Origin of the sequence: Roseobacter sp. EG26 (assembly GCF_049830555.1) — a bacterium.
GTDB lineage: Bacteria > Pseudomonadota > Alphaproteobacteria > Rhodobacterales > Rhodobacteraceae > Roseobacter.
The window spans coordinates 58331-83599 of sequence record NZ_JBNBLH010000013.1 but is presented as its reverse complement, the minus strand read 5'-3'; the positions used below and the strand labels follow the sequence as shown (position 1 = coordinate 83599).

The 25269-nt window shown below is 56.3% G+C and carries 24 protein-coding genes and 1 pseudogene; 12 read left to right on the top strand and 13 right to left on the bottom strand.

Annotation, left to right across the window (positions count from 1 at the left end):
- Positions 1 to 159: 159 nt before the first annotated feature.
- Positions 160 to 585, bottom strand: coding sequence for a MerR family transcriptional regulator (locus tag ACOTTU_RS21495; RefSeq protein WP_425661037.1), 426 nt, complete (start codon positions 583 to 585; stop codon positions 160 to 162).
- A gap of 346 nt (positions 586 to 931) precedes the next feature.
- On the opposite strand from ACOTTU_RS21495, the gene merF reads away from it, so the two are divergent.
- From merF to ACOTTU_RS21470, 5 genes are all read left to right on the top strand, one after another.
- A complete protein-coding gene (merF, locus tag ACOTTU_RS21490) occupies positions 932 to 1141 on the top strand; it encodes a mercury resistance system transport protein MerF (RefSeq protein WP_425661035.1) in 210 nt (69 codons plus the stop codon).
- Positions 1117 to 1341, top strand: coding sequence for a GDCCVxC domain-containing (seleno)protein (locus ACOTTU_RS21485; protein WP_425661033.1), 225 nt, complete (start codon positions 1117 to 1119; stop codon positions 1339 to 1341). The genes merF and ACOTTU_RS21485 overlap by 25 nt, the downstream gene beginning before the upstream one ends.
- Positions 1342 to 1587: 246 nt before the next feature.
- On the top strand, positions 1588 to 2118 hold the full coding sequence (locus ACOTTU_RS21480) for a hypothetical protein (protein WP_425661031.1): 531 nt from the start codon (positions 1588 to 1590) through the stop codon (positions 2116 to 2118).
- On the top strand, positions 2119 to 2922 hold the full coding sequence (locus ACOTTU_RS21475) for a sensor histidine kinase (protein ID WP_425661029.1): 804 nt from the start codon (positions 2119 to 2121) through the stop codon (positions 2920 to 2922). It begins immediately after the preceding gene.
- The gene (locus ACOTTU_RS21470) at positions 2919 to 3554 is read left to right on the top strand and encodes a response regulator (RefSeq protein ID WP_425661027.1); all 636 of its coding nucleotides are present in this window, start codon (positions 2919 to 2921) and stop codon (positions 3552 to 3554) included. The genes ACOTTU_RS21475 and ACOTTU_RS21470 overlap by 4 nt, the downstream gene beginning before the upstream one ends.
- A 315-nt stretch (positions 3555 to 3869) precedes the next feature.
- Here ACOTTU_RS21470 and ACOTTU_RS21465 read toward each other — a convergent pair whose 3' ends face one another.
- From ACOTTU_RS21465 to ACOTTU_RS21440, 6 genes are all read right to left on the bottom strand, one after another.
- Positions 3870 to 4118 (bottom strand): hypothetical protein, encoded by a 249-nt coding sequence (locus ACOTTU_RS21465; RefSeq protein WP_425661025.1) that lies wholly within the window; start codon positions 4116 to 4118, stop codon positions 3870 to 3872.
- 247 nt (positions 4119 to 4365) lie between these two features.
- Positions 4366 to 4977 (bottom strand): TIGR02466 family protein, encoded by a 612-nt coding sequence (locus ACOTTU_RS21460; RefSeq protein WP_425661023.1) that lies wholly within the window; start codon positions 4975 to 4977, stop codon positions 4366 to 4368.
- A 136-nt stretch (positions 4978 to 5113) separates the two neighbouring features.
- On the bottom strand, positions 5114 to 5569 hold the full coding sequence (locus ACOTTU_RS21455; RefSeq protein WP_425661021.1) for a hypothetical protein: 456 nt from the start codon (positions 5567 to 5569) through the stop codon (positions 5114 to 5116).
- Between the two features lie 217 nt (positions 5570 to 5786).
- A complete protein-coding gene (locus tag ACOTTU_RS21450) occupies positions 5787 to 6431 on the bottom strand; it encodes a hypothetical protein (RefSeq protein WP_425661020.1) in 645 nt (214 codons plus the stop codon).
- A 435-nt stretch (positions 6432 to 6866) separates the two neighbouring features.
- Entirely contained in the window at positions 6867 to 7457 is a 591-nt protein-coding gene (locus tag ACOTTU_RS21445; RefSeq protein WP_425661018.1) for a YceI family protein, read from the bottom strand.
- 46 nt (positions 7458 to 7503) lie between these two features.
- The gene (locus ACOTTU_RS21440; protein WP_298920923.1) at positions 7504 to 7983 is read right to left on the bottom strand and encodes a c-type cytochrome; all 480 of its coding nucleotides are present in this window, start codon (positions 7981 to 7983) and stop codon (positions 7504 to 7506) included.
- A 104-nt stretch (positions 7984 to 8087) separates the two neighbouring features.
- On the opposite strand from ACOTTU_RS21440, the gene ACOTTU_RS21435 reads away from it, so the two are divergent.
- The 4 genes from ACOTTU_RS21435 to ACOTTU_RS21420 all read left to right on the top strand — a co-directional run bounded on the left by ACOTTU_RS21435 (position 8088) and on the right by ACOTTU_RS21420 (position 12055).
- Positions 8088 to 8939 carry a LysR family transcriptional regulator gene (locus ACOTTU_RS21435; RefSeq protein WP_298920926.1) on the top strand — a complete coding sequence of 284 codons (852 nt, stop codon included), beginning with the start codon at positions 8088 to 8090 and terminating at the stop codon, positions 8937 to 8939.
- Positions 8940 to 9513: 574 nt separating this feature from the next.
- A complete protein-coding gene (locus tag ACOTTU_RS21430) occupies positions 9514 to 10110 on the top strand; it encodes a DUF6088 family protein (RefSeq protein ID WP_425661015.1) in 597 nt (198 codons plus the stop codon).
- A gap of 216 nt (positions 10111 to 10326) precedes the next feature.
- Positions 10327 to 11157 carry a type IV toxin-antitoxin system AbiEi family antitoxin domain-containing protein gene (locus tag ACOTTU_RS21425; protein ID WP_425661013.1) on the top strand — a complete coding sequence of 277 codons (831 nt, stop codon included), beginning with the start codon at positions 10327 to 10329 and terminating at the stop codon, positions 11155 to 11157.
- Positions 11138 to 12055 (top strand): nucleotidyl transferase AbiEii/AbiGii toxin family protein, encoded by a 918-nt coding sequence (locus ACOTTU_RS21420; protein WP_425661011.1) that lies wholly within the window; start codon positions 11138 to 11140, stop codon positions 12053 to 12055. The genes ACOTTU_RS21425 and ACOTTU_RS21420 overlap by 20 nt, the downstream gene beginning before the upstream one ends.
- A gap of 40 nt (positions 12056 to 12095) precedes the next feature.
- On the opposite strand, the gene scpB is transcribed toward ACOTTU_RS21420, so the two are convergent.
- Both scpB and ACOTTU_RS21410 read right to left on the bottom strand, forming a co-directional pair.
- Positions 12096 to 12713: an SMC-Scp complex subunit ScpB gene (gene scpB / locus ACOTTU_RS21415; protein WP_425661009.1), complete on the bottom strand. Its 618-nt coding sequence runs from the start codon at positions 12711 to 12713 to the stop codon at positions 12096 to 12098.
- Positions 12714 to 12715: 2 nt separating this feature from the next.
- Positions 12716 to 13609, bottom strand: a pseudogene (locus ACOTTU_RS21410) (DUF1403 family protein).
- A 314-nt stretch (positions 13610 to 13923) separates the two neighbouring features.
- Here ACOTTU_RS21410 and ACOTTU_RS21405 point away from each other — a divergent pair.
- Complete coding sequence (locus tag ACOTTU_RS21405) at positions 13924 to 14364, top strand: ATP-binding protein (protein ID WP_425661007.1); 441 nt, start codon at positions 13924 to 13926, stop codon at positions 14362 to 14364.
- Positions 14365 to 14471: 107 nt separating this feature from the next.
- Here the strand turns inward: ACOTTU_RS21405 and ACOTTU_RS21400 are convergent, their stop codons facing one another.
- The 3 genes from ACOTTU_RS21400 to ACOTTU_RS21390 form a co-directional block, all read right to left on the bottom strand.
- Positions 14472 to 15683, bottom strand: coding sequence for an ATP-binding protein (locus tag ACOTTU_RS21400; RefSeq protein ID WP_425661005.1), 1212 nt, complete (start codon positions 15681 to 15683; stop codon positions 14472 to 14474).
- 66 nt (positions 15684 to 15749) lie between these two features.
- Complete coding sequence (locus tag ACOTTU_RS21395) at positions 15750 to 16850, bottom strand: ParB/RepB/Spo0J family partition protein (protein ID WP_425661003.1); 1101 nt, start codon at positions 16848 to 16850, stop codon at positions 15750 to 15752.
- A complete protein-coding gene (locus ACOTTU_RS21390) occupies positions 16837 to 18222 on the bottom strand; it encodes an AAA family ATPase (RefSeq protein WP_425661001.1) in 1386 nt (461 codons plus the stop codon). The genes ACOTTU_RS21395 and ACOTTU_RS21390 overlap by 14 nt, the downstream gene beginning before the upstream one ends.
- Before the next feature lie 454 nt (positions 18223 to 18676).
- Here ACOTTU_RS21390 and ACOTTU_RS21385 point away from each other — a divergent pair, with 454 nt between their 5' ends.
- Positions 18677 to 19858 carry a replication initiation protein gene (locus ACOTTU_RS21385; protein ID WP_298920937.1) on the top strand — a complete coding sequence of 394 codons (1182 nt, stop codon included), beginning with the start codon at positions 18677 to 18679 and terminating at the stop codon, positions 19856 to 19858.
- A gap of 115 nt (positions 19859 to 19973) precedes the next feature.
- Here ACOTTU_RS21385 and ACOTTU_RS21380 read toward each other — a convergent pair whose 3' ends face one another.
- Positions 19974 to 20579, bottom strand: a complete 606-nt coding sequence (locus ACOTTU_RS21380; protein WP_425660998.1) for an IS6 family transposase — start codon at positions 20577 to 20579, stop codon at positions 19974 to 19976.
- A gap of 140 nt (positions 20580 to 20719) precedes the next feature.
- Between ACOTTU_RS21380 and ACOTTU_RS21375 the strand changes: the two genes are divergently transcribed.
- Positions 20720 to 25204, top strand: coding sequence for a lysozyme inhibitor LprI family protein (locus tag ACOTTU_RS21375; RefSeq protein ID WP_425660996.1), 4485 nt, complete (start codon positions 20720 to 20722; stop codon positions 25202 to 25204).
- Positions 25205 to 25269: the final 65 nt, after the last annotated feature.

Below are 25269 nucleotides of genomic sequence, written 5' to 3'. Positions count from 1 at the left end.
GGGCTGAATCACGGATGAGGACGGCCCTTTGCTGCCATTCACCCGGGTCACCGTCAGCTGCGGTGCGGCCCGTCGAACCGGCCATTTGCTGCAAGTGCATGATGGAACCGTTGGCGAACGGGGAATGTGTGGGACAAAGCTGCGTTGGCAAAAGCAAGCTCAATGTCTACCTTGCTCTGGTCTGTTTTCGCCAAGACCGCCTTTCATGAGAGAGTCCAGCATCGGACAAGCCGCAGTCCCTTCGTCACAATTCGAGGACAGGCTTAAAAGTGCTTCGCGGAGGCGTGTCAGGTTTTCAATCTTGGCGTTGATTTCATCCAGATGATTTTCTGCCAACGTCTTCACCTCACCACAACTTCGATCATCTTGTTCAGTCAGCGACAGGAAGGTCTGGATGATTGAGATTGGGAAACCCAGGTCTCGACATCGCCGCACAAACCTCAATTTCGCAATTTCATCGGGTGAATATAGTCTGCGCCCTCCCGCCGACCGCCCCGGCTTTGGAACGACGCCTTCGCGCTCATAATAGCGGATCGTTTCGATGTTCACGCCGCTTTGTTCTGATGCCTTGCCAATGGTGAACATTGTGCTTGCTCCTGTAGCCACTACAGGAACTAAAACCGCAGAATGGACCTGAACGCAAATCAACAAATAGAGACTGAACCCGGTTTAGCCGCGCGGCTGGTTATGCCACTCGCGGCACTTCTCGCATTGTTATCGGCATCTTACTGTGTGTTGCCAATCGGGCTGTCAATCATCAGCCGTGGTGGTGCATGGTACAAGTGATATGGCCCTACGCGTGCGCAAGGCGTAGGCGATCCGCTATCGTCTGGGCATCCCTCGCCACCACTGCCTTCTTGGTTGCGCTGTCATCGCCATATTGGGAAGCCTCAGCACAACGGTTCATGTGGGATTTGTGGAGATCGACCCAATGAAGAACAAACTACTGGCACTTGGTCTGGGCGGCACGATCTTTGTGATGCTCTGCTGTTTCACGCCGTTGCTGCCGATTGTGCTCACTGCACTTGGTCTGACGGGCCTGCTTGGCGTTCTCTACAAAGACGCTGTTTTGCTGCCGATCTTGTCAGGTTTTCTCATACTGACGGGGTACGCGCTATGGCGTCAGAAGAAACAAAAGTAGTCTTTGAATCCACGCTGACCTGTCCGTCATGCGGGCATGTCGAGACGGAAACCATGCCCACCGACGCCTGCCAGTGGTTCTATGAATGCAAGTCGTGCCAGACTGTCCTTAAGCCGCTCGAAGGCGATTGCTGCGTGTACTGTTCATACGCAACGGTGCCTTGTCCCCCGATCCAAGAAGGCAAGATCTGTTGCGCATAGCAGACATTCAACGGCTCGCAGAAAATTGGTACGAGCGTGCTGCGAGGCCGCATCAAAGGTGGCGTAGCAAAGATAGTCCGCTGCAAATCGCTTGGATAGGATTGTCCAGACGCGGACTCCCACAATAACGATTAGCTTCAGACGAAAGTCCCTTCCGGTATTGACTACTCAAGTTAGACTATCCGGATGAGCCAAAACTCTGCTTCGCAAGTTTGGAAGCGTTTGTCGTTGCCTGGTCAATTCATATTGGCCGGCGGCGCAGTCATGCTGATCGCAATGGTTGCGGTGGGATCATGGGTGTCGCACAGAATTGAGCAGGCTGCGGTGCAGAACTTTGCGATCACCGCAGCAAACTATGTTGAGAGCTTTATCTCCCCTGTCACGCAAGATCTGGCAGACGGGACCGAACTCTCAGATCCCGCACAGCAGGCGATGATAGAGATCTTCTCCAGTACAGCCTTAAGCGATCGAATTGTATCCTACAAAATCTGGAAAAAGGGCGGTTTGATTGTTCACGCTTCTGATCCCTCGCTTGCAGGGCAAAAATTTGAACCCTCTGATGATCTCCGCGCGGCCTGGCAGGGGGAGGTCTCAGCGTCTTTTGAGGATCTGAATGATCCCGAAGACGCGTCGGAAGCTTCGCTTGGTGTACCTTTGCTGGAAGTTTATAGTCCAATCCACGAGGTCTTTAGCGGCGAGATCATCGCTGTTGCCGAATTCTACGAACGCGCTGACGCCCTGCAGATCGAATTGTCAAATGCGCAACGCACGACATAGATGGTGGTTGGTTCAGCATTTGCGCTAAGTGGTTTGCTCCTTATTGGCATCGTAAAGGCAGGCGGGCGTACGATTGAAGTGCAACGTGCTGAACTTAAGGCGCAGTTGGCGGCCTCGGAGCAGCTTGCGATCCAAAATGACACTCTTAGAAAGCGTGCCATCACGGCCAACCAGCGCGCAACAGCGCAAACCGAGCAGACGATAAGGCGCGTTGGATCTGACCTGCACGATGGACCTGCGCAGCACCTTTCCTTTGCGGCTTTGCGGCTGGATTCTGGCTTTGGCAAAGGCGGAGCAACCGACATTCGCAATGAAATCCGTTCCTCACTGGACAAGGCCTTGGAAGAAATCCGCGCGATATCACGTGGTCTGGCCCTACCCGAGCTTGAAGAGCTTGATGTAGCAGGGCTCGTCCGTCGAGCTGTGACAGAGCGGGAAACGCAATCAGGGCTTAGCGTCGACCTGAGGTTTGAAGGATCAGAACCCAAGACGCTGAGCTATGCTGAAAAACTCTGCATATACCGTTTTCTTCAGGAAGGACTGTCCAACGCGTTCAGACATGGGAAAATCGACGCCGCTGTCGTCACGGTGATCGGTGCGCCTGAATGTGTCAGGATCATCATCGAAGACGCTGGCGAGGGGTTTGACTTCGATAATCCAGTCCCACTCGACGAAAGTGGCGGGCAGGGTTTGATTGGTCTCAAGGACCGAGCTGAGAGTATTGGCGGAACATTGAACATCAAAAGCAGCATCGGCAAAGGCACCGTCCTTGCCCTTGAGATAGCAACCAAGGAACTAACATGACCATCACAATGATCGTAGCGGATGACCATCCAATTTTCAGGGATGGGTTGGTTCAAAGCCTGTCTGAAACCGGAGAGTTTGATGTTATTGGCACCGGAGCGACGGCACAGGAAGCAATCGCTATGGCACGGAAGCACAAGCCGGACCTGGCTCTCTTGGATTTGTCGATGCCGGGAAATGGGATCACGGCCGCCAAAGAGATCGTCGCTGAAAAGCTTGCAGGTCACGTGGCGATGTTGACAGTGTCAGAAGACGACACCGATGTGACCAATGCCCTGCAGGTGGGCGCAATTGGGTATGTTCTCAAAGGTGTTTCCGCAGAAGAGTTACGGCGGGTTCTGAAAGGGATCGCAATGGGCGAAGCACATGTGTCCCCCGGTCTTGCAGCGCAGGTTCTGAAGATCATGCAGGCACCAAAGGCGAACACGCACAATCCAATAGACGATCTCACCAAACGGGAAGAAGAAATCCTGCGTTTGGTCGCAACAGGTCAAAGCAACCGAGAGGTAGCGGATGCGCTCGAGCTTCAGGAAAAGACGGTGAAACACTACATGACCGTGATTCTGAGCAAACTTCACGCCCGCAACAGAGTAGAGGCCGCATTGATCGCCCATGACGCCTGGAACAAATGATTTGTTCGACTCCTTCGACCTATTTGTTGCGAAAGCGATTTAGCCGATTTCGGTCCTTTTGCGTCGCGCGGCGCGAGGAGACAGTTCTGCCATACTGATCCATCAGGCTGTATCGTCCTGAGGATATCTCTTCGCGCCAACCATTCGCATACAATATCTCAGCGTTGTTTCCACGATATGTGGCCCGGACTGCACGAGATTTCACTCCAGATGGTGCGGCTTCAACTATTTTTCCTTGTCCGCCAGTCAACGCGCGGACCCGTGCTAGGTCACTGCTCCGCGCGCGCCTTCTTTCGAGAACGCGTCCGTTGCGGTCTAAACGAACATACCTGCCGTTTCGGATCTCCTCACGACTCCCGTCGCTGAAGAAAATGCGGGCGCCATTCCCGAGCTTCTGAACTTTGACCGCTCGCGGCGCTTTGCGGTCTCCTTCGCCGCCATCGTCTCCACCTTCGCCGCCGTCATCTCCTCCTTCGCCACCATCGTCACCGCCTTCGCCGCCATCGTCTCCACCTTCGCCGCCATCGCCACCGTTACCATCACTCCCAGAACCGCTCTCAGCATGTGCAAGGGATGCAACGAGCGTGAGCTTCCCTGCAAGATCCGTTTCTAAACGGTATGGAACGACCGCAAAGACCGAGGTCATCAGTAGGATTTTTGTCGTCTCTAGCGGCTTCATCGCCTCACATCACTCAATTCAATTGGCATCGATTATAAGGCGGTGAAAATGTATTCCAATGGACTTTGGTCCCTGCAAGATCACGATCAGTTGCAGGTCAGCATCCGTCTGTCAAAGGCGCTGAAAGACCCTTTATTTTCGGAAGGTTGCATTGAACGCGACCGTTACGCGATCTTCATCCATTTCGTTGGGATACACCCAATGCAAAAGGTAAGATGGAAACAGGATAATCTCACCTGCCGCAGGCCTGATCCGTCGCTTTAGGCGAAACGCGCTGGTCTGCAGTATTTCCCAATGAGGCAGATCAACGCGCGGGGCGACAAATTCGATCATGCCAGAGTCCCCTTCATCCGTGTCTGGCTGGGAAACATAGTAGACCCCCGACCAATGCGCGCCCGGGTGCGTATGCGGGGCGTTGTAGCCATTCAGGGGATTGACGTTCATCCATCCGAACAACTTCAGCTTTAGTTCTCCCGGGTCAACCTTCTTGGTCATTTTCCGTGTCGCACTAATCACAGCCATTTCAGCGGCTACGCGCAACTCAACAATGCAATCAGCTTTCCGCGAAAACAGGTTACCAGCGGAATGCCAACCACGCCTATTTGACTTCGTGACACCCTCATCTTCGCGCCGCATGGCTGCCCCTTCTTTCAGGAGTTCCGCGCTGAGCGCCTCGTGATTGGCCACGTCATATCGAAAAAGCGGCGATGAGAAGAGTTTTTCAAACTTGGTTTCTGAAATCATGGTGCATCTGGAGTTACTTGGGTTTGGTTCAAAGTTGAGGCAAAAGTTCGAGCGAAAGCAAGGGTGATCCGGCTGGCATCCTGGTGAAGCCAGCCAGACTTTTCGTCTCCTCGCTCAGACGCTATTGGGCAGGCATTTAGTCGTCACTTTCGCCGCCTTCTCCACCATCGTCACTCTCTCCGCCATCATCACTTTCACCTGAGTCGTCGCTTTCGCCGCTGTCATCACTTTCGTTGTGACCGCCACTGTTGCTCTCGCCGTCGTCACCTTCTTCGTCGTCGCTCTCGTTATGACCCCCACTATTGGTTTCGCCATCATCGCTTTCTTCGTCGTCATCCTCCTCGTCATCGCTTTCGTTGCCATCCCGGGATGATCGTGCTTCGGCGAGGCTCACCCGGCCGTCGTTGTTCCGGTCAGAACGGCCCAGAACGCGATCTGCACCACTTGCGCCGAACGCAGATGCGAGTTCATCGCGGCTCAGCGAGCCATCGTTGTTGACATCAATCTGCCCAAAGCTCTGGCTTGCACCAAACGCCGGAGCAGAAAACACGAGGCAGAGAGACGTTGAGAGTAGTAGTTTTGAGCGTGCCATGTTCATTCTCCTGAGTTGATTGGTGGTGCAACTATCGCGCTCAATCGCGCCTGTCACATCGGCTGATCGTCTAGGAGTTTTGGCTCAATGGTCTGACGGGATTTCAGACTAAGGTCTGAGGTCTTTGGCCGTCCGCAGGTCCCTAAAAGGCAAGGGGATGGACGTGAGGAGGATGTTGGATTGGCAACCCCAACTGCCAATCCACAAGTTGAGCCAACTATTCAGCTGCAAAGCAGTAAAACAGTCCCGCACCGCCCGTCCCCGTCAGCGCGTCCTGACTGCACCCTCGGGAACCATGTGCCGAGTTCCAAGACGTGTTACCGCCGCCATGACGGTCATGATGGCCGACCTGCGCGCTTCCCTCGCCGGAACTGGTCCAATTGCTGCAGGTGTGATCACCCTCGGCCCAGGGAAAGTAAGCCATCCCATCCACCATGGATCCCGTTAGTATGTCATGTTCGTTCGGGCTATCACCGACGCCATTGATTTTGGCCCCATTTTCATCAACGGCCGTCCGCTTGATAATATTCGGGTTCAAGTGCAATTCATCAAGATCGCTGGCCACCAGCTCTCCGTTTGCATTGTACCAAGGGCCCTTGCCAATGCGGTATCGGGCGGACACACCACGCTTTCCCTCCTCTTGTGTGCTGAGATAGGCGCGCCAAGTCCGACCGGCGCTGCCAGCTGCGGTCGCGAGCGCATCACAATGCGCATCAGCCCCCTCTAGCCCCCCTAAGTCTGCACCGTTGCCCAACCCCACGCTGGTCACAAAAAATCCCATCGCGTGGTCCTGGGCCTGCACCATGCCAATGTGACTGGCGATAGCAAAGGGTATCAATACTGCAGTTCTAAATCCGATCATTGAGTCATCCTTTCGGTTGTATGGCTCGACGCCGCCATTAGAGAACATTCAAGAAACCTCATCGAAAAGCATGGTGCGCCGATTGAATCAGCATAACCGCGCGATCCTGTCGGAATTACCGACTTTGGTCTTACAAAGCTGCGCATCCCCCAAGTATGGTGAGTGGTCCGTGTTGGTTTATGCTGAACTCAGGTCGCAATTTTTCGCTTCAATAGCTTGGCCTCAATGTCAGTGCCCTCGACCATATGAAGTGGGCGGATGCTTGGCACAAACCTGTTCCAGCGACTTGCCGCTTCAACCTCTGCCATACCCACACTGTATCTGGATCAGCTCTTGGTCGGGCGAGCGTGCATATTTGAAATATCCAAAGAAGCAAAACCTGAGGGCCAACTCACAGTTCCTGCTCCTCCTGAATTTCGCCAGACGGTAGTGCGCTCAACCTGGCGCTTTCAACTCTGTGCTGATCTCAATGACCAGCTTGCCAACGGGAATGGTCATGCCCACACCGAATTCAGCTGGATCTATTTCCATCGTCGCTGCAAATGCAGCCCAGTCGCCTTTGTAATAGTCAAGGAAAGCGCCCAATGGATGATCGCCAAGGTGCGTCATCGTCGCGGCCATCGTGACCGGCTTGGTGGTACCGTGCAATGTCAGATCGCCGGTAATGTCTGCGGTCGTATCCCCCGTCCGGCTGATTGCGGTGCTCTGAAAGGTGATCGTTGGGTAGGTTTCGACCTCCAGAAAATCAGCGGTGCGGATGTGCTCATCCAGTGGTCCAAATCCAGTTGAGATGCTGGCCGCCTGAATCGTGGCTGTAAGACTGGACGCTTCGACATTGTCTTGGTCGAGCATCAGCGTGCCTTCTGCGTTGGTGAACTCACCATGCTGCATGGATACACCTGCGTGGCTCCACGCAATGCGAACTTCGGTGTGACCTTGGTCGGTCTTGTAAAGGTCTGCAGCATAGGCCGGGGCCGCGCAGGCCAGAACGAATGCCCCCGTTGCCAGGATTTTTGCAAAACTCATCTATTGTTCCTTTGGTCTGAAATACAACAATCGGTCTGCCTTTGGACTACCCTTTTGGTTTGCGGTAATCCTCGTGGCAGCTGCCACAGCTTTTGCCCACCGCGCCCATCGCTGCCTGCAATGCGCCAAGGTCTGTGCCTGCAGCGGCTTGCATCGCAATCACTGCGTCATAGAAGGCTTTGCCTTTTTCACCCACTTTACTATCGGCCGCCCAGATCGCCGGAAGAGCGCGGCTACCTTCGACGCTGTTGCTGTCAGAACCGGGCAACCAGTAGCCCGCCTGGCTCAGTGACGCGAGTGCGGCGAGGTTATTTGCAGCACTGCCTGCCGCGTCAGCATCGTAGGGGACGTCCCCTTTGGCCATCGCCCCCAACGCACCAAGGTTGAAGGCGTAAAGCTGCATTTGAGATTGGCGTGCTTTAATGCCTGCGGAGATCTGTTTGTCGCTGATATGGCCGTCCGCATAGGCAAGTACAGCGACAGAACCGACAATCGCAGATAGGATTGTGAGATTGAACTTCCGCATTTTGGCACCCCTTTCAGTATGGTTTCCAGCTTTCAATTGCCCCTAGGGTAGATGTTCACTAATTTAGAAACAGTCACAATATTTGCGGAGTGGGTACTCAATTTATGCACAACGAAAATTGGGACGATCTGCGATATGTTCTGGCCGTGGCAGAAACAGGATCGGTCTTACAGGCCGCCAAACATCTTGGCGTAAACCACGCAACCGTCCTGCGTAGGGTAAGTGCATTTGAAGACCGGTACGGGACCGTCCTGTTTGAGCGGACATCGCAAGGGTATCAACTGCTTGCCGACTGTGCACATATCATTCGCGCGGCCCATTCTGCAGCGGTTGCGATGCAAGAGGTGCACCGATTGGCCAGCGGTGGGCGGCTAACACTGCGGGGGACCGTCCGCGTGACGTCCACGGACACCCTGTGTCGTGCGGTCTTGCCCGCCTTTGTCGATGCATTGCAGGTTGAAGAGCAGGATCTTGCCATCACGCTGTTGAGCAGCAACACCCATTTGGATCTTTCACGTGAGCAAGCAAGCATTGCGGTGCGCCCCTCGGTTCGATTGCCAGAGGATATGGTTGGCGAGGTTGCTGCAGAATTGGCTTTTGCGGCCTATGCCGTCAATGATGCACAGACCAAATGGCTCGGATTGACCGGCCCCTTGGCGAGGTCAATTGCAGGGGCTTGGATGGATGCCAATGTTGCTAGTGATCAGATAACGATCGCTGCGGACAGTTTTCTGACCTTGCAGGAAATGGCAGCGGTTGGGGGCGGAATAGCTGTTCTGCCATGTTTTGTCGGTGACAGGGACCATCGGCTGCTGAGGCTTCCCGACCTCATGCCGCCAATGTCAGTTCCACTGTGGGTTGCTCAACATGTAGATGCCATTGAAACGCAACAAATGCTTGCGGTTAAGATGCGATTGATCAGATTTCTGGCAGAGCAACAAGAACTGGCAGGATAGGGAAGGGTATCCAGACCATCCCCAGATGAACGAAAGGACTATCAATCGTCGGCGAGCAATAGACAGTCATTCGTTCGAGGCGTTGCAGCTGTCGTCAATCGGCTGTTTTTTTGGAATTTGGAAGGCCTTCTACCTTTTCGCAAAGCAAGACCAAAAGTTCAAAGAGTTATATGAGGTGATACCGGCCTGCTGTGGGCGGGCGTGTATCAGAGGCCAGACCCTTCCCAATTTCTTAAAGTGTTTGACCGACTATCTGCTCGATCCGCGTCGTCGCAATTGCCTAAAGTCTCTCCCCCAACGCGCGCATCGATGGAACATCCAGTTCCCCTTGGGCTCCGGATATATTTCCACCAACTGCATTGAGCATTCACGGGTGCTTTTGCTTTCCTCAAATCGGTTTTGGAGCGCGACACAGCGTGGATATCGAAAAAGTGAATTTCGAATGTCAGCTTTGAAACCTTGAGCATGCAGCCTTGAACGCGCAGCGAATGACGGCTTTCCGCCCTCCCTGCCGGAATCCCTCCATCTTGATGTTCAGAAGAACATACCCTAATTTCTGACATAGGGTTGACCTATGATCACGTCGAAAATCAAGCAACGTATCGTTGGAAAGGGTCGAGGCACCATCTTCGCCCCGTCGGACTTCCTCGACATCGGATCGCGCGCAAGCGTGGATCAGGCACTGTCACGCCTGGCAGATCAGGGCGTGATCCGGCGGCTGACACGTGGGCTCTACGACTATCCCAAACACAGCTCCCGTTTCGGTGCCTTGGCACCTTCTGCTGACGACATCGCACGCGCCGTTGCCCGGAAGGACAATCAGGTTCTGCAGCCCTCCCCTTCCATGGCGGCGAACCAGTTGGGTCTGTCCACCCAGGTCCCGTCCAATCCGACTTACATGACCGACGGGCCTACACGAACCAAGAAGATCGGGCGGCAGGTTATCCAGTTCCGCAATGCCTCTCCGAAGACATTGGTCGGTGCCGGTTCAAAGACGGGCACTGTGTTCCAGGCTCTACGCTATTTCGGCAAGGATCGCGTGGACGATCGTGTGATCGGGAAGATCGCCCGCATGCTGGATGCGAAGGACCGGGCGCAGCTGGCAAAGCAAAGCCGACATGTCCCGGCCTGGATGCATCCAGTCGTGCAGCAGATCGTGGCACACACCTGAGCATGGACGCCTTCGCGAACGAAACAGCCGAGAACTCAGGCTGCGCTTTCCGTCCTTGGCATCGGATTTTTCGGACTATCACGCATGTCTGACAGACATTCGGATCCCACTCCTCTTTTGCTGAGTTCCGGTTTTCAGCGCTATAAACACCGAAGAAATCGATTCTTCAAAGAATTCTTATTGCGATCTCTTTGAAGGAATGGCATCTAAAGCGTCATGAGCGCTGGAAGATCGCAAAACCTGAAGAAAGTTCTCGAGGCGGTGCCACCAGGATATCTTGTGGATGCCGCCTGGCTCACTGGCCAAGGTGTCGCTTACGAGACCTTTCGCGACTACGTGAAACGTGGATGGCTTGAGCGCGTTCACCGCGGCGTCTTCCGCCGCCCTGTCCCAAACACGTCAGGATCAAACACCATACCCTGGAATGCCTGCCTGCTCTCAATGCAGCACATCATGAACTACGAGGTTCACATCGGTGGCACCACTGCGCTTTCTCAACAGGGCTATGATCACTACCTGCGTCTTGGCAAAAATGCTCCTGTCTGGGTTTATGGCGACGCCACACCAAAGTGGCTGGGCAAACTCCCACTCGACGCCCCCATCGAGACACGCAAAACATCGCTGTTCACTGATCCGGCACTTGGTCTCGCAGAGAACACCGGCAAGTCTGAAAATGCCCTTCCTTGGGAGTGGCAATTGCAGATGTCTGCCCCCGAACGAGCCGTTATAGAAACCATGGACGAACTGCCGGATCATGGGAGCTTTCACAACCTCGACATGATATTTGAGGGCCTGACAACGCTGCGTCCGAAATTGCTCTCGGCACTGCTACTGAGCTGCACCAAAATCAAGGTTCGGCGACTCTTCTTTGTATTTGCGGATCGCCACAATCACCCGTGGCGCAAACGCCTCGATCCCAAAGCCTTCGACCTTGGAGCAGGCGACCGTGCGCTGGTCAAGGGCGGGAAGATCCACCCACAGTATCGCATCATGGTGCCGGAGGAGTTTGTGAGAACGGAGGTCGAAGATGGCACGTCAGACCTATGAAGCCCAAGTCGCTCTTTTGGTACGCGTCCTGCCTCATGTCGCGAAAGAGGAGATTTTCGCGCTCAAAGGAGGCACGGCAATCAACCTGTTCTATCGCGAATTGCCGCGCCTCTCGGTTGATATCGATCTGACCTACCTGCCGATCAAAGAGCGTGCTGAAAGCCTCGTTGAGATCAACGAAACTATGGATCGCATCGCTGCCTCAATCGAAGGAGGCATCAACGGTGCGCGAGCTCAACGAATTCTGGGTGGTGGGGGCGGTGCCACACGCATACTCGTACGTCTGGGAGGTGCCGAGATCAAAATCGAAACCTCGCCGGTCACGCGGGGCGTTGTCCATGATCCCGAAATCCGTTCCGTGTCCGAGGCGGTGGCAAACGCGTTCGGGTATGCAGAAATGCAAATCGTCTCGTTCGAAGACCTGTTTGGCGGCAAGCTACATGCCGCAGTCGATCGCCAGCACCCGCGCGATCTTTACGACGTGAAGCTGCTCTATGAGCACGAAGGCCTGACGGACGGTCTGTTCAGGACCTTCTTGATCTACGTCGCCTGTTCATCACGTCCTGCGCATGAGCTGCTGAACCCCAATCTCATAGATCTCAACCAGCCCTACGTCCGTGAGTTCGAAGGCATGACCAAATCACCTGTCGAACTTGATGGCCTCCTGATGACACGCAGCCAGCTGATCGCGGACATTCAATCCCGTTTCGATAAAAGCACTAAACAGTTCCTGCTAAGCTTGCAGGATGGCACCCCGGACTTCTCTGCCATAGATCGACCACAGGCTTCCGAGCTTCCCGCCGTACGTTGGAAGCTTCTCAACCTGAAGCGACTGATCCGGGACAACCCGAGAAAACACGCCGAGCAGAGGGAAGAGCTGGAGAAACTCCTCGGCTGACTCTTCGACCGATTGAAAGTGCGTCGCGATTGAACCGTTGCTAGGTTGTCTCGGCTCGAGGCTCCGCAGCAGTTGTGATCCCCGCATCCTCCAACTGCTCCCGGTCCGGCAAGTCCTGGAGCGTCTCCAGATCGAAGGCAACGAGGAACTGTTCCGTCGTTACATACGTATAGGGTGCCCCGCGCCGGGGCGACCGCGGCCCCGTCCCGATCAGGCCGCGGGCATGTAGCCGCCCGATCAAATCCCGGCTGATCTCCTTGCCAAAGATGTCCTTGAGTCCATCCCGCGTGATCGGTTGATGATAGGCGATGGCCGCCAGAACGGCGATATCGTAGTCGCGCAAATCGAGGTCTTGGTCGCCCACATCCGCGGCCGTCCGGATTGCCGGGGCGTAGGTGGCCCGCGTCCGCAGCATCCACCCACCAGCCGTTTGCGCCACTTCGAAAGACCGTCCTTCCAAATCGGCGATCAGGTCTTCAATCAACAAATCGACCGAGGCCCCCTGCCCCACCACGCGCGCAAGGTCGTCACGCGGCACGGGTGAGGCACTGGCAAACAGCACCGCTTCGATCCGGCGCATCCACTCCCGCCAACGTAAGTCTTGCGGCAAGTCCTCAAACTCGCGGTCCAGATCGGTTTCGACATGATCTTTTGCCATTCTCACACTCCGTAGAGCCGGAAGGTGTCTCGGCCGGTCAACTCGCGCACCGCGCCAAGATCGACCAGCCGATCGCAGAACCGCCGTGCAGCCCGATCAGAACGTAACGAGGTCAGTGCCATCGGCGGCAGGGCATCATGGGATAGGAACAGGGCCACTGCATCGTCAGATCCCTGCGCCCGCAGCTTCGGGGCGACCTCCCGCAAACGCGCCACACGCCGGGTCAGGTCGGAGGCCAATCGCGACGCCTCCTGCACAGCATCGACAAGAGCCCGGTGACAGGCCAGGCGAAGCTCTTCATCCCTCCTCCGCAGATCGGGGCGCTTGAATCCGATCGCCAGCAGCGGCACGACATGGCTCCACCCGAGCGTCTGCGCCAGAGTGGCGTCGGCGAGGAGCACCGCCCCGGTGTGGTCGCGGGGCCGATCTGTTAGAACGGCTTACACAACAGCTGCCGCACGAGCCACCGGCACCCCCAGCCCTGCCACGTCAAGCCAAACCGCAATCTGCTCCGAGTCCACGTCTGGCAGCGCCCGGCTTAGTGATCTGATTGACACCGGTCGTTCCACTGCCCGCCGCCACGACTGATAAACTTCCCCCGCCGGACCTGCGGTGTCACCGGGCTGCAGGAATGCCACCGCATCCCGCAACTCCCCTGCCCGCTCGACGCGACCCGCATGCGCCACGCAGACCTCCGCCGCCCGCAGCGCCAATCGCGCCCGCAGCAAGGGCTGGGGGACCTCTGACTGGCCCAACACAAGATGCAGATGGTTCAGCCCCGCGCCCGACAAAAAAGCAACATCTTCAGGGGTTTCCGCACGCCCAGAGGTGACCCAGGCCGACATCCGGGATAGTGTGTCGAAGCTGTCTGTCATTTTGGCGAGGGTATAGGTCATGCCACAAGACTAGTGCATGGCGGCGCTTTTTGACATAATCCCTTACCCAAACCGCCCCGCCCTGCCCTTCCCCTTTATGTCCGATAATCTTGCCTTATCGGACATAAATAATTTCACCTCCAAAACATAGAGCATCCCCCCGAAGACAAACGCCCAGGAGCCGAGGAATCGCACTCATCAGCCAAAGACGCGATGAACAATGTCGAGCGCGACGGAAGAACTCCTTAGGACAACGACGCCATCGTCCTGCCCTCCCCACGTCGCTGGTTCCCGCTAGCTGGATCGGTTGATCGACGCGGCCCGCGACTTTGCTAATGGAGCCAAAAGGTTGGCTTCACGACCCCGGCCGCCCTGGTCTACGAACTGATGAAACTGCCAACGAATGGCGCTTACAGCGCCGCCAAAAGCTGCTGGTCAGCCACGCCCTATTGATCATCGACGAACTGGGCTTCGCGCTGCTCTCCAAGACCGGGGCCAGGGTGCTCTACGAGATCATCTCTCAGCGCTATGAGCGCGGCTCCATCGTTATCACCTCCAAGCTGTCATTCGACGACGGGACCGAGGTCTTCGGTTCGAAACGTCTCACAAGTGCCATTCTGGATAGCCTGACCCATAACGTCCACATTCTCGAAAATGAACGGCGAAAGCTTCAGGCTACGCCAAAGCCGCAAAGCCAAAACCTGACCTCAGCAAACATCAGGACAACAAAGACTAGGCTGCGGCCAACGCACCTTGGCACGCGTCAACTCACTTGATATTGCTGGTGTCGGCGTGGTCACCAGACCGAGTATCAGCCCTACCAACGGCAATGAGCCTGTCGTGTATCTGGCCGGTGTCGTAGTGGATGTGAACCGTCCCGCCATCAGTGAGAGTGCAGTCCGGTCGTTTGACCCTGCACCGTCTCTTCTCCCGCCAACAACGCCATCGCATCCGCCAGCGGCATCGCGCGCACGCCGCCCTGCCCCGGCACCTCGCGATCTCCGGCATAAACCAGAATTCGTTTGGCCACGCCCAGTTCCTCAGTCGCGATGTGGAACCCCCGGGTGACTTTGGGCGCGGTGCTTCGTTTGACCTCAATGGCCCAGAGCGCGCCACCGGGCAGCCTCAGCAGCAGATCTATTTCGGCCCCTGCGGAAGACCTGTAAAAGCTGGCCTCCGTTCCCCGCGGCGCGGCCGCGATCAGGTTCTCGATGCAAAACCCCTCCCAAGACCCGCCCACTACTGGGTGGCCCAGAAGATTCTCGACCGTGCCGAGCCCGAGCAGCGCATGCGCCAGACCGGCGTCGCGAATGTACACCTTGGGCGATTTCACCAGACGTTTGCCAGCGTTCACATGCCAAGGAGGCAACCGGCGCACCAGCATCAGATCGACCAAAAGATCGAGATAACGCGCAATGCTCTGCCCCGACACGCCCAGGCCCGCCGCCAGTTTGGCCGCGTTCAGCAAACCACCCTGCTCATGGGCCAGCATGGTCCAGAACCGCCGGAGGGTCTCCGCCGGGATGCGCAACCCGAACGCCGGGATATCACGTTCCAAATAGGTCCGGATGAAATCCTCGCGCCATGTCTGGCTCACACGGTCAGAGGTGGCCAGAAAACTCTCCGGGAATCCGCCTCTTAACCAAAGCTGTTGCAAGTACCCCTGCCCGGTTTCCGCGAGTGTAAACGGCGACAGTTCGTGATAGCTCACACGCCCCGCCAGCGATTCTGCGCTTTGATGGAGCAATGTGTTTGACGCGGATCCCAACAGCAGAAACTGCCCGGTCCGGTGCCCGGTCCTGCGCCGCCGGTCGATTTGACCCCGAAGGGCGCCAAAGAGACCCGGCATCAGCTGCACCTCGTCGATGATCACCAGCCGTCCGGCCTGCTCATCCAGATAGAGATCAGGCTCTTCAAGAATACGGCGATCCGCGGCGCGTTCCATATCAAGATAGACCGCGTCACGGGTCTGGCTGAGGTCCTGCGCCAGCGTAGTCTTGCCGACCTGGCGCGGGCCTAAAAGTACAACACCGGCCTGCTCGGACAGAGCTTGCGTGATTTGATGTTCGTGACTTCGGGTAATCATACCTTGCATTTATGCTGTGCGATAGTAGAAATGCAAGGTTAATTGCAAACTCTTGTGTCGATCTTGCGTCCTGCCCTACCCTTTTTCAAAGAGGTTTTGCAGGTGCTCCATGGCGCGTTCGATCAGCACAAAGTTGACCGGATCCCCCTTGATACGGATTATATGCCCCTGGCTGTCCTGGCCCGACTGCAGCGTCACTCCGCTTGAAAGGTGCACAGTACTCGTACCGACCCACCCGGTTTTCGGGGCTGATTTTTTGGGCCTGCCACCCCGGTCAGACGGCTTTATACTCAAATTGAACCTGTCGATCACGGCTTCCAAGGCCAGCCATTCTTCGTCTGGCGTCGCCGCTTGCGCATGAACCAACGCGTCCCGCAACTGGCTTTCCGCTCCGTTGCGCAGCGCCGCGGACAAGCGCAGCCCGTCGCGTTCCTTGAGGTTCTCAGGAAACTCCAGCATGTCACCAAGTTCCTCGAAGATAAGGGAGAACGATCGGATTTTTGACCGCTTTGCCTTGCTCGCCATGCTGAAGAGTGACGCCACGGCCTCCTCGACGGTTGCAAATGCGCCATGCTGTGCGGCCACCACGGCAATCCGCCCTCGCTCAAAATGCGAAAGTTGCGCGCGGATTTCGTTTTCCTCGACCATGGCCGCGAAACTACCACCCATGACCTCTGGATCGCGGATCAATGTCTTGATGGTTTTGTACTGCGCCTGACCGGTCAGCGTCAGCAGCTCGCGCACCGCCCAGAGCCGCCTGTAACCCGACAGCAGGCCGTAGGGTTGATCCGCCTCGCCTACGCGTTCAAAGACCTCCACCGGCAGCCTGAGACCGTGTGCCGCGATCGAGGATTTCAATTCCTCCATTTCTGCAGGATCAATCACCGTGCGGTCGCGCACGATGGCATCCGCCAGAATCTGGTCAATCGGAATGTCGTGGATCACCCGGCCCTCGGCCTCCGCAGACCGCAACGCCTCGGCATCCTTGCGGTCTTTTTCCTGCGTGACACGTGTCTCAGCTGGCAAGATAGGGGTCGCCCGCGCCGCATCAGCCGAAACCTGTGAAATTGGCGCTAATGCACCGGGAGTTGTGGTAAGGGTTTCGCTGCGAAACTCTGCATCGATCCGGTTCAGATCCTCCGCGCTGGGGGCGGACACCTTTCTACGCTTTGCCACTTTTTGCCTCCTGCTCATCTTTCCACCAAGCGCCGATGATCAGTTCCTTGATCTCCGCCCAGGTCTGGTCGAATGTTTCTCTGCCCCTGACATAGGTGTCACGGTTGAAGTCACGGTAGTCCGCCTCGTAAATCCCATTCACCTGCTCTCCGGCTTGCCCGACCATCGCTGTCATGTCCTGACGGAAGGTCGTCATCAGATCCCCGAAATAGGCCTGGATCACATTGGCGAGGTCCGTTTGCTGGCTAGCGTCGAAGCGCGTGATCAGGGTCCGAACGGCGTCCCATTCAAAGCGCACATCCTCGAGCCCCAGCTTGCGGCGTTGGCTGTTTTCACCATCCTCGATGCTGGCAAATGTCGAGTAGAGCATATCGAAAAAACGACCAGTGGAATCGAACTCCAGAAAGGACGCGCCAAGTGGGACAATTAGGATATCAGCGGCCGAAAGAGCATTTATCGTAAGATATCCGAGGGCAGGGGGCGTATCGAGAAAAACGAGATCGTAATCCTTCAAAATCCCGTCGCTCTCAAGCCCGTTGAGCAAGGCATCCCAGAGAGGCCAGCTGCGATTTTGCATCCGCCAGACTGGCACCTGGAACTCTGCCCAGTAGAGGTTCAGTTGGGCTCCGATGAGGTCAATGTTGGGCCAGTGGGTCGTCTGGATGAGGTTTCGCGGCGAAACCGTCAGGGCTTCGGTCAGGGTCTCGTCAAGAGGCAGGGGCGCTTCACCTCGCGCGGCCCGAACAGTGTTTTCACTCTCCAAATGCTGAGCGAAATCCCGCGCCAGAATCGGAAATGCTGTCTGCCATTCGTCCTCGACCTCACCTCCCATAATGGACGTCAGCGACCCCTGACTGTCGAGATCAACAACAAGCACCTTATAACCATCAAGTGCAGCGCTCATCGCCAGGTGCGCACAGGTGGAGGTCTTTCCCACGCCACCTTTAAAATTAGCAATCGCCATCACCTTGGCATTCAGCCCCTCAGGGCGATAGGGCCGGTATTCACGATGCGCCGCCCCTTCGGTCGCGAAATGATTGCGCAAGACCATCACGTCTTCCAACGAAAACCACTTTGAATTTCCTTCACCAACGCCCTGTGGCAGATCTGGCTGGGCCTTCAACACACGGCGGAAATGAGCGGGGGCTACTGGGATGAGATAGCGGCAGATTTCCCAAGTGGAGAACTTGCGCAAACGCTTGCGACCGTCCGGGGCATGTCCCGCCTTTGCCAACTCTTCGCGGCCCCGTGAGGCGAAGGCTGCGGCTTTCGCGAATCGAGCCGTTCGGATAGGGTCAGGCAAGCGTGAGGCGGCCTGATCGGGTTCGATTCCGATATATGGGGGTAGGGGAGGTTTTCCGATTGATGTCATATTGAACTGCCGATGTTATGCTGTTTATAACTCTTTGCTCAAGCTATGTCACATTACGGGTTGTAAGTGAATCCTTTCAAAGGAAAATATCAGAAACGGCACGGCAGCTGTTTAAGAAAATATAGAATCTTTAAGAACTTTAAGATCAAAAATGTAATGTTTTACAATGTCTTGCGTATATTTAAGTGCCAGAATACAGGACGAAAGGTACCACAATACAGGATTGAAGGGACCACAATTCGGGTTGATAGGTACCGATTCGCGGTGCGTAGAGCTTAAATACCACGTTAGAGCCTGCTAAAGCCTCTCGTACCAACATACCTTCCTGTAAACGGGTTCCTTTGGACCGAAGGCGACGTACTGATAAAAGTATCCGTCATGCGATTGAGGCCGGGTGCCTAATGCTGTAGAATCGAGAGAAAGAACCCACAGAGGTTCAGGCATGAGAGGCAAAATGGCGAAGAACGATATTCCCAAAGACAGGCTGACAGGGTCCCTGCGGCGCGAGGCGGTGAAAAAACACGTGGCCGCCATCCATGTGTCCGGGAAGCTGACGCTGCTTCAACGCAAGCTGAGCAATGTGCTGCTGCTCAATGCCTATGACACACTGACACAGGCACAGAGTTTCCAGATGGATGCGCGCACGCTGTGCCTGATGGTCGGCTACAATTCAAATGATTTTGAAACGCTGAAACAGTCGCTACGAGGTCTGGCGGAAACGGTGGCAGAATGGGACATGTTGGACGGGGCAGGGCAGCAGGAATGGGGTGTATCCAGCCTGCTGAGCTACGCCAAACTAAAAGGGGGTGTTTGCGAATATGCCTATTCCCCGGCTTTGGCGGAAAAGCTGGCGGATCCCAAGGTCTTTGCGTTGATCAATCTCAACATCCAACGCAAATTCACCTCGGGCCACGCGCTGGCGCTTTATGAGAACTGCTACCGGTTTCACCGCACGGGCAGCACGGGTTGGTGGCCGCTGGAGACCTTCCGCAGACTCATGGGCGTCGATGACAGCGCTTATTACGAAGTCTACAAACATCTCAACGCCAAGATTATCAAGCCGGCGGTCGCGGAGGTGAACCGGTCCAGCAACATCATAGTGACGCCTGAAGTGCGCAAGCGGGGCAGGGCGGTCGTGGATATTCGTTTTGCGATTAGCCAGAACCCACAATTGGCCATTCTGGATCTGGACGACGGGGCAGGGCACAGACGTGCACCGGTTTATGAGCGGTTACGTGAGATGGGCGTCAGCGATCGGCTGGCGCGGCAATGGATGCAGCACCACGGCGAAGATACAGTGCGCGCAAAGTTGGATTACATGGCGTCGCAGGAGGGGGTCAAGAGCCCTGCCAAATACCTCGCGGCGGCGCTGCGGGATGACTACGGTGGGAAGACCCCCGCCGTACCTGCGGCCTTCAACAGTGCGCGCGCACTGCGTCTGAGGGTAATCCGCGACCTGGCGGCCGGGCGCTCGCCCACACAACGCGACGCAGACAAACGCCTGTTCTTATCGCAAGTCGAAGACCCGGCCGCGCGGGCTGATTTCGAAAACCACGGCTGGATGTCGGCGCTGAATGCGGAGGCGATTGCCGCGTTTTGGCAGGATCTTTTCCCGGCGGCGTTTGAAACTGGTTGATTGGTTTTCGTACGCGGGACCGTTGCATTGTTAGAACTATCTCAGATGAATTATATGATTTTCATTAAAATTAGGTAGCCAGATCAAATAGCTCGGTGAGAAGACGGATTTCGCCCTAGGCAATTGTCGGCGGGTCACAAACATGGCCGCGCTTGATCATGCGTACGGCGTCGATGCCTTTCAACGTTGCTTTGTCCGTTCGCAGCGACTGGAAGCCTCGACCCGGATCGGTGATGCGCTTCAACGCCGCGTGGTCGCTTTCGATGCGATTGTTTCGCCACTTTCTATCCACGTGGATGATTTCTTCTCCCGGAAAGCAAAAGGTGTTCATTTCGCCGATGACACGCGAATAGGTTGGAGCTTTATCCGTGGTGATTGACATCGGTCCGTAGATTCGCGCTGTCAGGCGAAAATCAATGACTTTACCGTTCTGATCGACGGCCTTCCAGAGGTATCGCCTCTTTCCCCCAACACGAACATAGGTTTCATCTACGTGCCAACTAAAGCCGCGCGGGCCGCGCCTTGAAAAACATGGCCTGGCTATTTCTGGTCTAAACTTGATGATCCATCGGTTGATCGTTGCGGGATCGACGGAGATACCGCGTTCAGCTAACAGGTCACGGACGTCTTTATAGGAGAGTGGGTATCGGCAGTACCATCGCAATGCCAGAAGAATGATCTCGGCTGGGAAGCGGTGTCCCTTGAGTGGATTCTTGCGCATCGTAACCCCTTCTATTCGGGTTAAATTGCATGATCGCCGGAGGCGCGCGAACAACGCAACGGCCGCCCCCGGAAGAGCTTTTCATTGACAGAATTGCGGGATTTAGCGACGCTTCCGGCACGATCCTGGAGTACATTTTGATGACGTTTATTCGCTTTGTCCTGATTGTTGGATTCTTTTGTGTTGCCGGAAATGCTTCGGCAAAAAACTGGCAATTCGCGGAGCCGGTTGGCCCGGAAGGTGTTATAGAGTTTGCCGACGACCGCATCGTGATGAGTTTCGCATGTCGAACACGCGCCGATGCAGGGTATGATCCGGACAATCTGACCTGGCGAATTGCGGGTGCCCTTGTCGATGAACAAGTTTCGGCGGCGGTAGGCGACGTGGTGCGCATCGGTTTGTCGCTGGATGGGCAGGCCCGGGGAGAAGGACCTTTTTTGATGTCTGACGCCGGAGAGCTGGCAACCAGCATGCCGCGCAAATTACCGTTTCTTGCAGCGATGCGTCAGGCCAAAGAAGTAGCCATGGTTTTGGGTAACGACCGGACGGTTTCAATTCCGCTAGAGAATCTGGACTCGGCTCTCGATCAGCTGGTGACATGGTGTGACCGGGACGTGGCCTCAGAACCTGAACCTGATCTGGCGTTCGACTTTTGCGATGCTCCGGAAGGTGGGACCGCCGTGGCGATTTGTTCTGCGCCGGAACTGCGCGCTTTAGAGACGGAGATGAACGCAGTTTACCGTACCCGACTGGCGACATTGGATGAGCGAGCGCGGGCACAATTGGAGAAAGAGCAGACATCCTGGACAGACTTTCGCAAGAATTGCGCCGAGAGCACCGATTGTATTTCCAAGGCGACACGCGCGCGGATTTCTAAGCTGACCGTGGTCAAGGCCGACAAGCCGGTTCGGGTGGCGGTGCAGACACGACCCAAACCACCGCAAGCCTTGTCCGTGCCATTGACACCCTTGCAGCCGGCAGAGTTGGGGCAGGTCATCTGGGACCCCAAACAAGTTCAGGTTAAACTGATCATCGAAGTGGTCCGGGCGCGGCCGGAAATGTTGCAGAACGAGAGTGTTCTGCGCGCCTGGGCGCGGCTCGTTTTTGAAGGGCAGTCGCAGGGTCAGGATGGACAATTGGCCGTTGCGCGCGATCATCTGACCCGCAGCATTTCCGCCAATCCACCGGGTCCGTTCCTGATTGGCCGGGTCGAGGGCAACCCTTTGCAGAGTGCCCAATACGAAGGTGGAAAATTGAAGGTGCAGGGCGGGGGGCAAAGTCAGGCATTAGGAGCGGCGAACCTGATGATCAGTGGCGTCGCGACAATTGAGCAACGGGCTATCTCGCAGTTCGATGTGTCGGAATTGGCGATGAACAACGAGCAGGCCGCTTACATTCAACAGAAATCGCCGCAGCTTTCCCTTGGTGTCGTCACACAGATTGACGGGATTGAAGTACATGGTTCATCGCAGACAAACGCGCGGGCAGTGGCGCGCGGGCAGGTGCGGTTTGCCGGGCTATTTGACAAGCCGCAAGCGCGCGGCCAGACCATAGATCACACCAGGCTGGTCGCGGTCTTTCTAGCGCAGCTCGCCACGACACCGGAAAACGGTATCGCCGGCGTGGCAATGCTATTGGGAATTGGCATGCATCAAGGCGCCGTTATTGAGGGGCAGTCCTATGACCCTAGCGGTCGGTCTGCGAATGCTGCCGCCCAGCTCATGCGATTGGCGAACCTCAAAGCCAACGCACCGGCTCAGTTGGAAGATCAACTTCGTGCGGAGGTCTTCTTCCAACTTGCAACCCAACAGGAGCGGGATGCCGTCATCCCGCCGCATTATTTTGGTCAATACGGGCGGAACAACAGCTTTGCGTTTGATCAATCCGTCGATGAGTTCGAGCGTGCGGAGCTTCTGGCGCGGGTGGACAAAATGCTCTGGCCGGTCGTTAGGGCGCGGCTACCCAATTTTCCCATTGATGTCATCGCCCGTATTCCCGTCAACCTTGGGGAATATGATCACTCCAACGGCGGGTTCACCATCAATTCCAGTGGGGTCGGCGCCTTGGGTATTGCCGCACAGGGGCAGTATCCGGCATTTGGCGGTTTGCCCGATTTCCTGCCCAGTCCACTTGAGCCTGCGCGCCAACTTGTTGCTTATCTGGAAAACAAATTCGGGCCCGGCAATCGGCAGATGACGCTTGTCGCGCGATACCGCGTCACCGGCGCGCGCATTCAGCGGCAGCAAAACCGGAAAACTGAGGTGCTTCTGCCGATCATCGAGCCACAATCGATTTCTCTGCACGCCTATAACCAACGCACGCCGGATCCCGACCCCATGGGGCAGAAAGTCAAAGAGTTTGACCTGGCCGCATATCGAGGACCAGAACGCCCGGTCGCGGACCCCGAGCGTGTGAAATTCTGGGCCGATGTCCGGGGTGGCAGCTACAGCACTTCCGACGAGGTTGTTGCCGCTACTCTGAAATTGATGGCGACGCCCGACTACCTTGCGCATCTTGTGCAGAATTCAAGCGAGGTACGTTCTGCCGGGCAATTTGACCGGCTGCAGGTCGAGCAGGATATGCGGGCACGGCTTGCCTCATTGCCGATGCCTGAAGTGCTCAAACTCACCGGTCAGGTATCACTTGGCGAATACGATGTGCCCAATCAGGTGTTTCCGGTCGAGGGGCTGGATTTCAGATACCAGCGCGGTGAGATCGGTATTCAGAGTCCCGCTGTGCAGTTGGTCACGCCAGAGCTGTTCGGACGACTACAGGTTGATGTGGAGACCGCAAAGAGCCTGCTTTTGCAGGATCGGAACCGAGGCAATTCGGTGCCGTTTGTTGTCTGGGCCAAACCAAGCATTGCCAACTTCGACGGTCGGCGCGGCACACTCTACATCGAGCCGGAGCGCATCGTGTTTTACTCTGCCGCAGAAGATGGCACCGGATATCCTGCGGCCTATGTCGAGATCACACCCGAAGCCGCGCAGGATGGTGCTGTTGCAGCGACGGATCTGGCCAGCGTCGCGTTACAGGCACCCAGCCAGATTGCACTCGATTCCGACTACCTTGATCTGCTCATGATCCGTGAGGCGAGCGATGATATTTCAGAGGCGACATGGACGCGCATGATGTACGATCGGATGCTGCGTGAACAGGTGGCACGTGGCAGTGGCTATCCGCTCGCATGGGGCTGGTTCTTCCCGCCCGGTGTCAGCCAGATCGACCCGATACGTGTGCAGGCAATGCTTGAGCGTTTTCGTGACTGGAGTATCGCACGGGCTGCGGCATTGCCTGACGAGGTCTTTGTGCAGCAACACTCCGGCTACATTGACGGCGGCTTTCAGTGCTGGTCATCCTTCACACCACCCGTCCGCGATTTTGAGAGAACCGTGCCACCAGAGTTGGTAATGCACCTCAACAAAAGCGAACATAGTGCATATATGCAGATGCTTCAGATATACCAGCAACGAGTGCGTGGGGCAGGAGTGCGTCAGATGCCCGACTTACGCTACTCCGTGTTTGGCTCACCCGCGCTGGCGTCCTCGAACCGGGTGGGCAGCGTGAATTGCAATATCTCATCCCGGAACCGATTGAAGATTGCGCCTGAACAGATGAGCGGGATGCAGACAGATACCGCCATGATCACCGTTCGGGGCGCGATCCGCAAACCGCTTGTGCAAACGCAGGAAGCCCGGGTGGTCCGTGATGTCGGCATGGCGGCGATTGAGCGTGGCACCGACGGGGTTTTGCAGGTTTTTGTCGATGTGACACGTTCGGAGGTCTACACGTTGGGCGAAGATCCACAGACTGGGCGCATTGCCCTGGAAATTGTGGATACGCTGGTGGCAGAAGATTTACCCGCACCGCCGCTCAGTTCAGATATCTTTGAGATCACACCCGGGATGGATTGGCAACAGGCGCTGCAATCAGCTCAGCGCCGTTTGCCCGAGGCCATGGTCGTCGAGAATGTCGGCGCACCTGCAAATTTTCAGATGACCAGCAACAATGCGCTGTTGGGACCGATGGCCCAGTTCCAAGCCTATCACAACGGCCACTTCCTGTTCAGCAGAAGCGGAAATGAAGCTCTGGCTGTCATGCGTGAACCAGATCGCGACCCCGATCGAGTTCTTGCCGTGGGCAGCCACCGGGTTTTTGAACCGGACAAGGTGACGACGGATGCTTTGGTGGGCGCGCTCTTGCGCAAATATGGTGCCAGCCCTGAGACTGTAGAAGACGGCGGGCTTTACGGCCCACGTCCTGCACAGGTGTTGACATGGGGCGCACGCGCCGGATGTATGCCGCAAATGCGTGATCAACTGAGGGCGGATTTGACAGCCTTCAATCAGGATCCGAATTTCCAGCTCCTCAGCCGCATGGCCAAGGCATTCCGGTCACCTCAAATGCAATATAATGGGGCCGAGCAATTGATCTACGAGACCTGCGCGCCGGCTGTGTGGGCCATGGTCGGGGAAGATCAGCAGCGCCGGGTACATCTGGTGGTCTGGTCCCTCGACCTTGCGTTATTGCACGAAGTAGCCGGGCTGGAGGATACCAGACCAAAGATTGACGGTTCCGAAGGATCACAAAGCCTGATCGAGAAAGCCGCTGATATCGACCTCTAAGTGTCGGTTAGCGCGGCTAAGATCAATGGCAAATAAGAAGGCCGCCAGATGTCGGCAATGAGCTT

What these genes read in the sequence shown, in the direction of transcription:
- ACOTTU_RS21495 (WP_425661037.1), bottom strand. Translation starts at nt 585, where the DNA reads ATGTTCACCATTGGCAAGGCATCAGAACAAAGCGGCGTGAACATCGAA.
- merF (WP_425661035.1), top strand. Translation starts at nt 932, where the DNA reads ATGAAGAACAAACTACTGGCACTTGGTCTGGGCGGCACGATCTTTGTG.
- ACOTTU_RS21485 (WP_425661033.1), top strand. Translation starts at nt 1,117, where the DNA reads ATGGCGTCAGAAGAAACAAAAGTAGTCTTTGAATCCACGCTGACCTGT.
- ACOTTU_RS21475 (WP_425661029.1), top strand. Translation starts at nt 2,119, where the DNA reads ATGGTGGTTGGTTCAGCATTTGCGCTAAGTGGTTTGCTCCTTATTGGC.
- ACOTTU_RS21470 (WP_425661027.1), top strand. Translation starts at nt 2,919, where the DNA reads ATGACCATCACAATGATCGTAGCGGATGACCATCCAATTTTCAGGGAT.
- ACOTTU_RS21465 (WP_425661025.1), bottom strand. Translation starts at nt 4,118, where the DNA reads ATGCTGAGAGCGGTTCTGGGAGTGATGGTAACGGTGGCGATGGCGGCG.
- ACOTTU_RS21460 (WP_425661023.1), bottom strand. Translation starts at nt 4,977, where the DNA reads ATGATTTCAGAAACCAAGTTTGAAAAACTCTTCTCATCGCCGCTTTTT.
- ACOTTU_RS21455 (WP_425661021.1), bottom strand. Translation starts at nt 5,569, where the DNA reads ATGGCACGCTCAAAACTACTACTCTCAACGTCTCTCTGCCTCGTGTTT.
- ACOTTU_RS21450 (WP_425661020.1), bottom strand. Translation starts at nt 6,431, where the DNA reads ATGATCGGATTTAGAACTGCAGTATTGATACCCTTTGCTATCGCCAGT.
- ACOTTU_RS21445 (WP_425661018.1), bottom strand. Translation starts at nt 7,457, where the DNA reads ATGAGTTTTGCAAAAATCCTGGCAACGGGGGCATTCGTTCTGGCCTGC.
- ACOTTU_RS21440 (WP_298920923.1), bottom strand. Translation starts at nt 7,983, where the DNA reads ATGCGGAAGTTCAATCTCACAATCCTATCTGCGATTGTCGGTTCTGTC.
- ACOTTU_RS21435 (WP_298920926.1), top strand. Translation starts at nt 8,088, where the DNA reads ATGCACAACGAAAATTGGGACGATCTGCGATATGTTCTGGCCGTGGCA.
- ACOTTU_RS21430 (WP_425661015.1), top strand. Translation starts at nt 9,514, where the DNA reads ATGATCACGTCGAAAATCAAGCAACGTATCGTTGGAAAGGGTCGAGGC.
- ACOTTU_RS21425 (WP_425661013.1), top strand. Translation starts at nt 10,327, where the DNA reads ATGAGCGCTGGAAGATCGCAAAACCTGAAGAAAGTTCTCGAGGCGGTG.
- ACOTTU_RS21420 (WP_425661011.1), top strand. Translation starts at nt 11,138, where the DNA reads ATGGCACGTCAGACCTATGAAGCCCAAGTCGCTCTTTTGGTACGCGTC.
- scpB (WP_425661009.1), bottom strand. Translation starts at nt 12,713, where the DNA reads ATGGCAAAAGATCATGTCGAAACCGATCTGGACCGCGAGTTTGAGGAC.
- ACOTTU_RS21405 (WP_425661007.1), top strand. Translation starts at nt 13,924, where the DNA reads ATGGAGCCAAAAGGTTGGCTTCACGACCCCGGCCGCCCTGGTCTACGA.
- ACOTTU_RS21400 (WP_425661005.1), bottom strand. Translation starts at nt 15,683, where the DNA reads ATGCAAGGTATGATTACCCGAAGTCACGAACATCAAATCACGCAAGCT.
- ACOTTU_RS21390 (WP_425661001.1), bottom strand. Translation starts at nt 18,222, where the DNA reads ATGACATCAATCGGAAAACCTCCCCTACCCCCATATATCGGAATCGAA.
- ACOTTU_RS21385 (WP_298920937.1), top strand. Translation starts at nt 18,677, where the DNA reads ATGGCGAAGAACGATATTCCCAAAGACAGGCTGACAGGGTCCCTGCGG.
- ACOTTU_RS21380 (WP_425660998.1), bottom strand. Translation starts at nt 20,579, where the DNA reads ATGCGCAAGAATCCACTCAAGGGACACCGCTTCCCAGCCGAGATCATT.
- ACOTTU_RS21375 (WP_425660996.1), top strand. Translation starts at nt 20,720, where the DNA reads ATGACGTTTATTCGCTTTGTCCTGATTGTTGGATTCTTTTGTGTTGCC.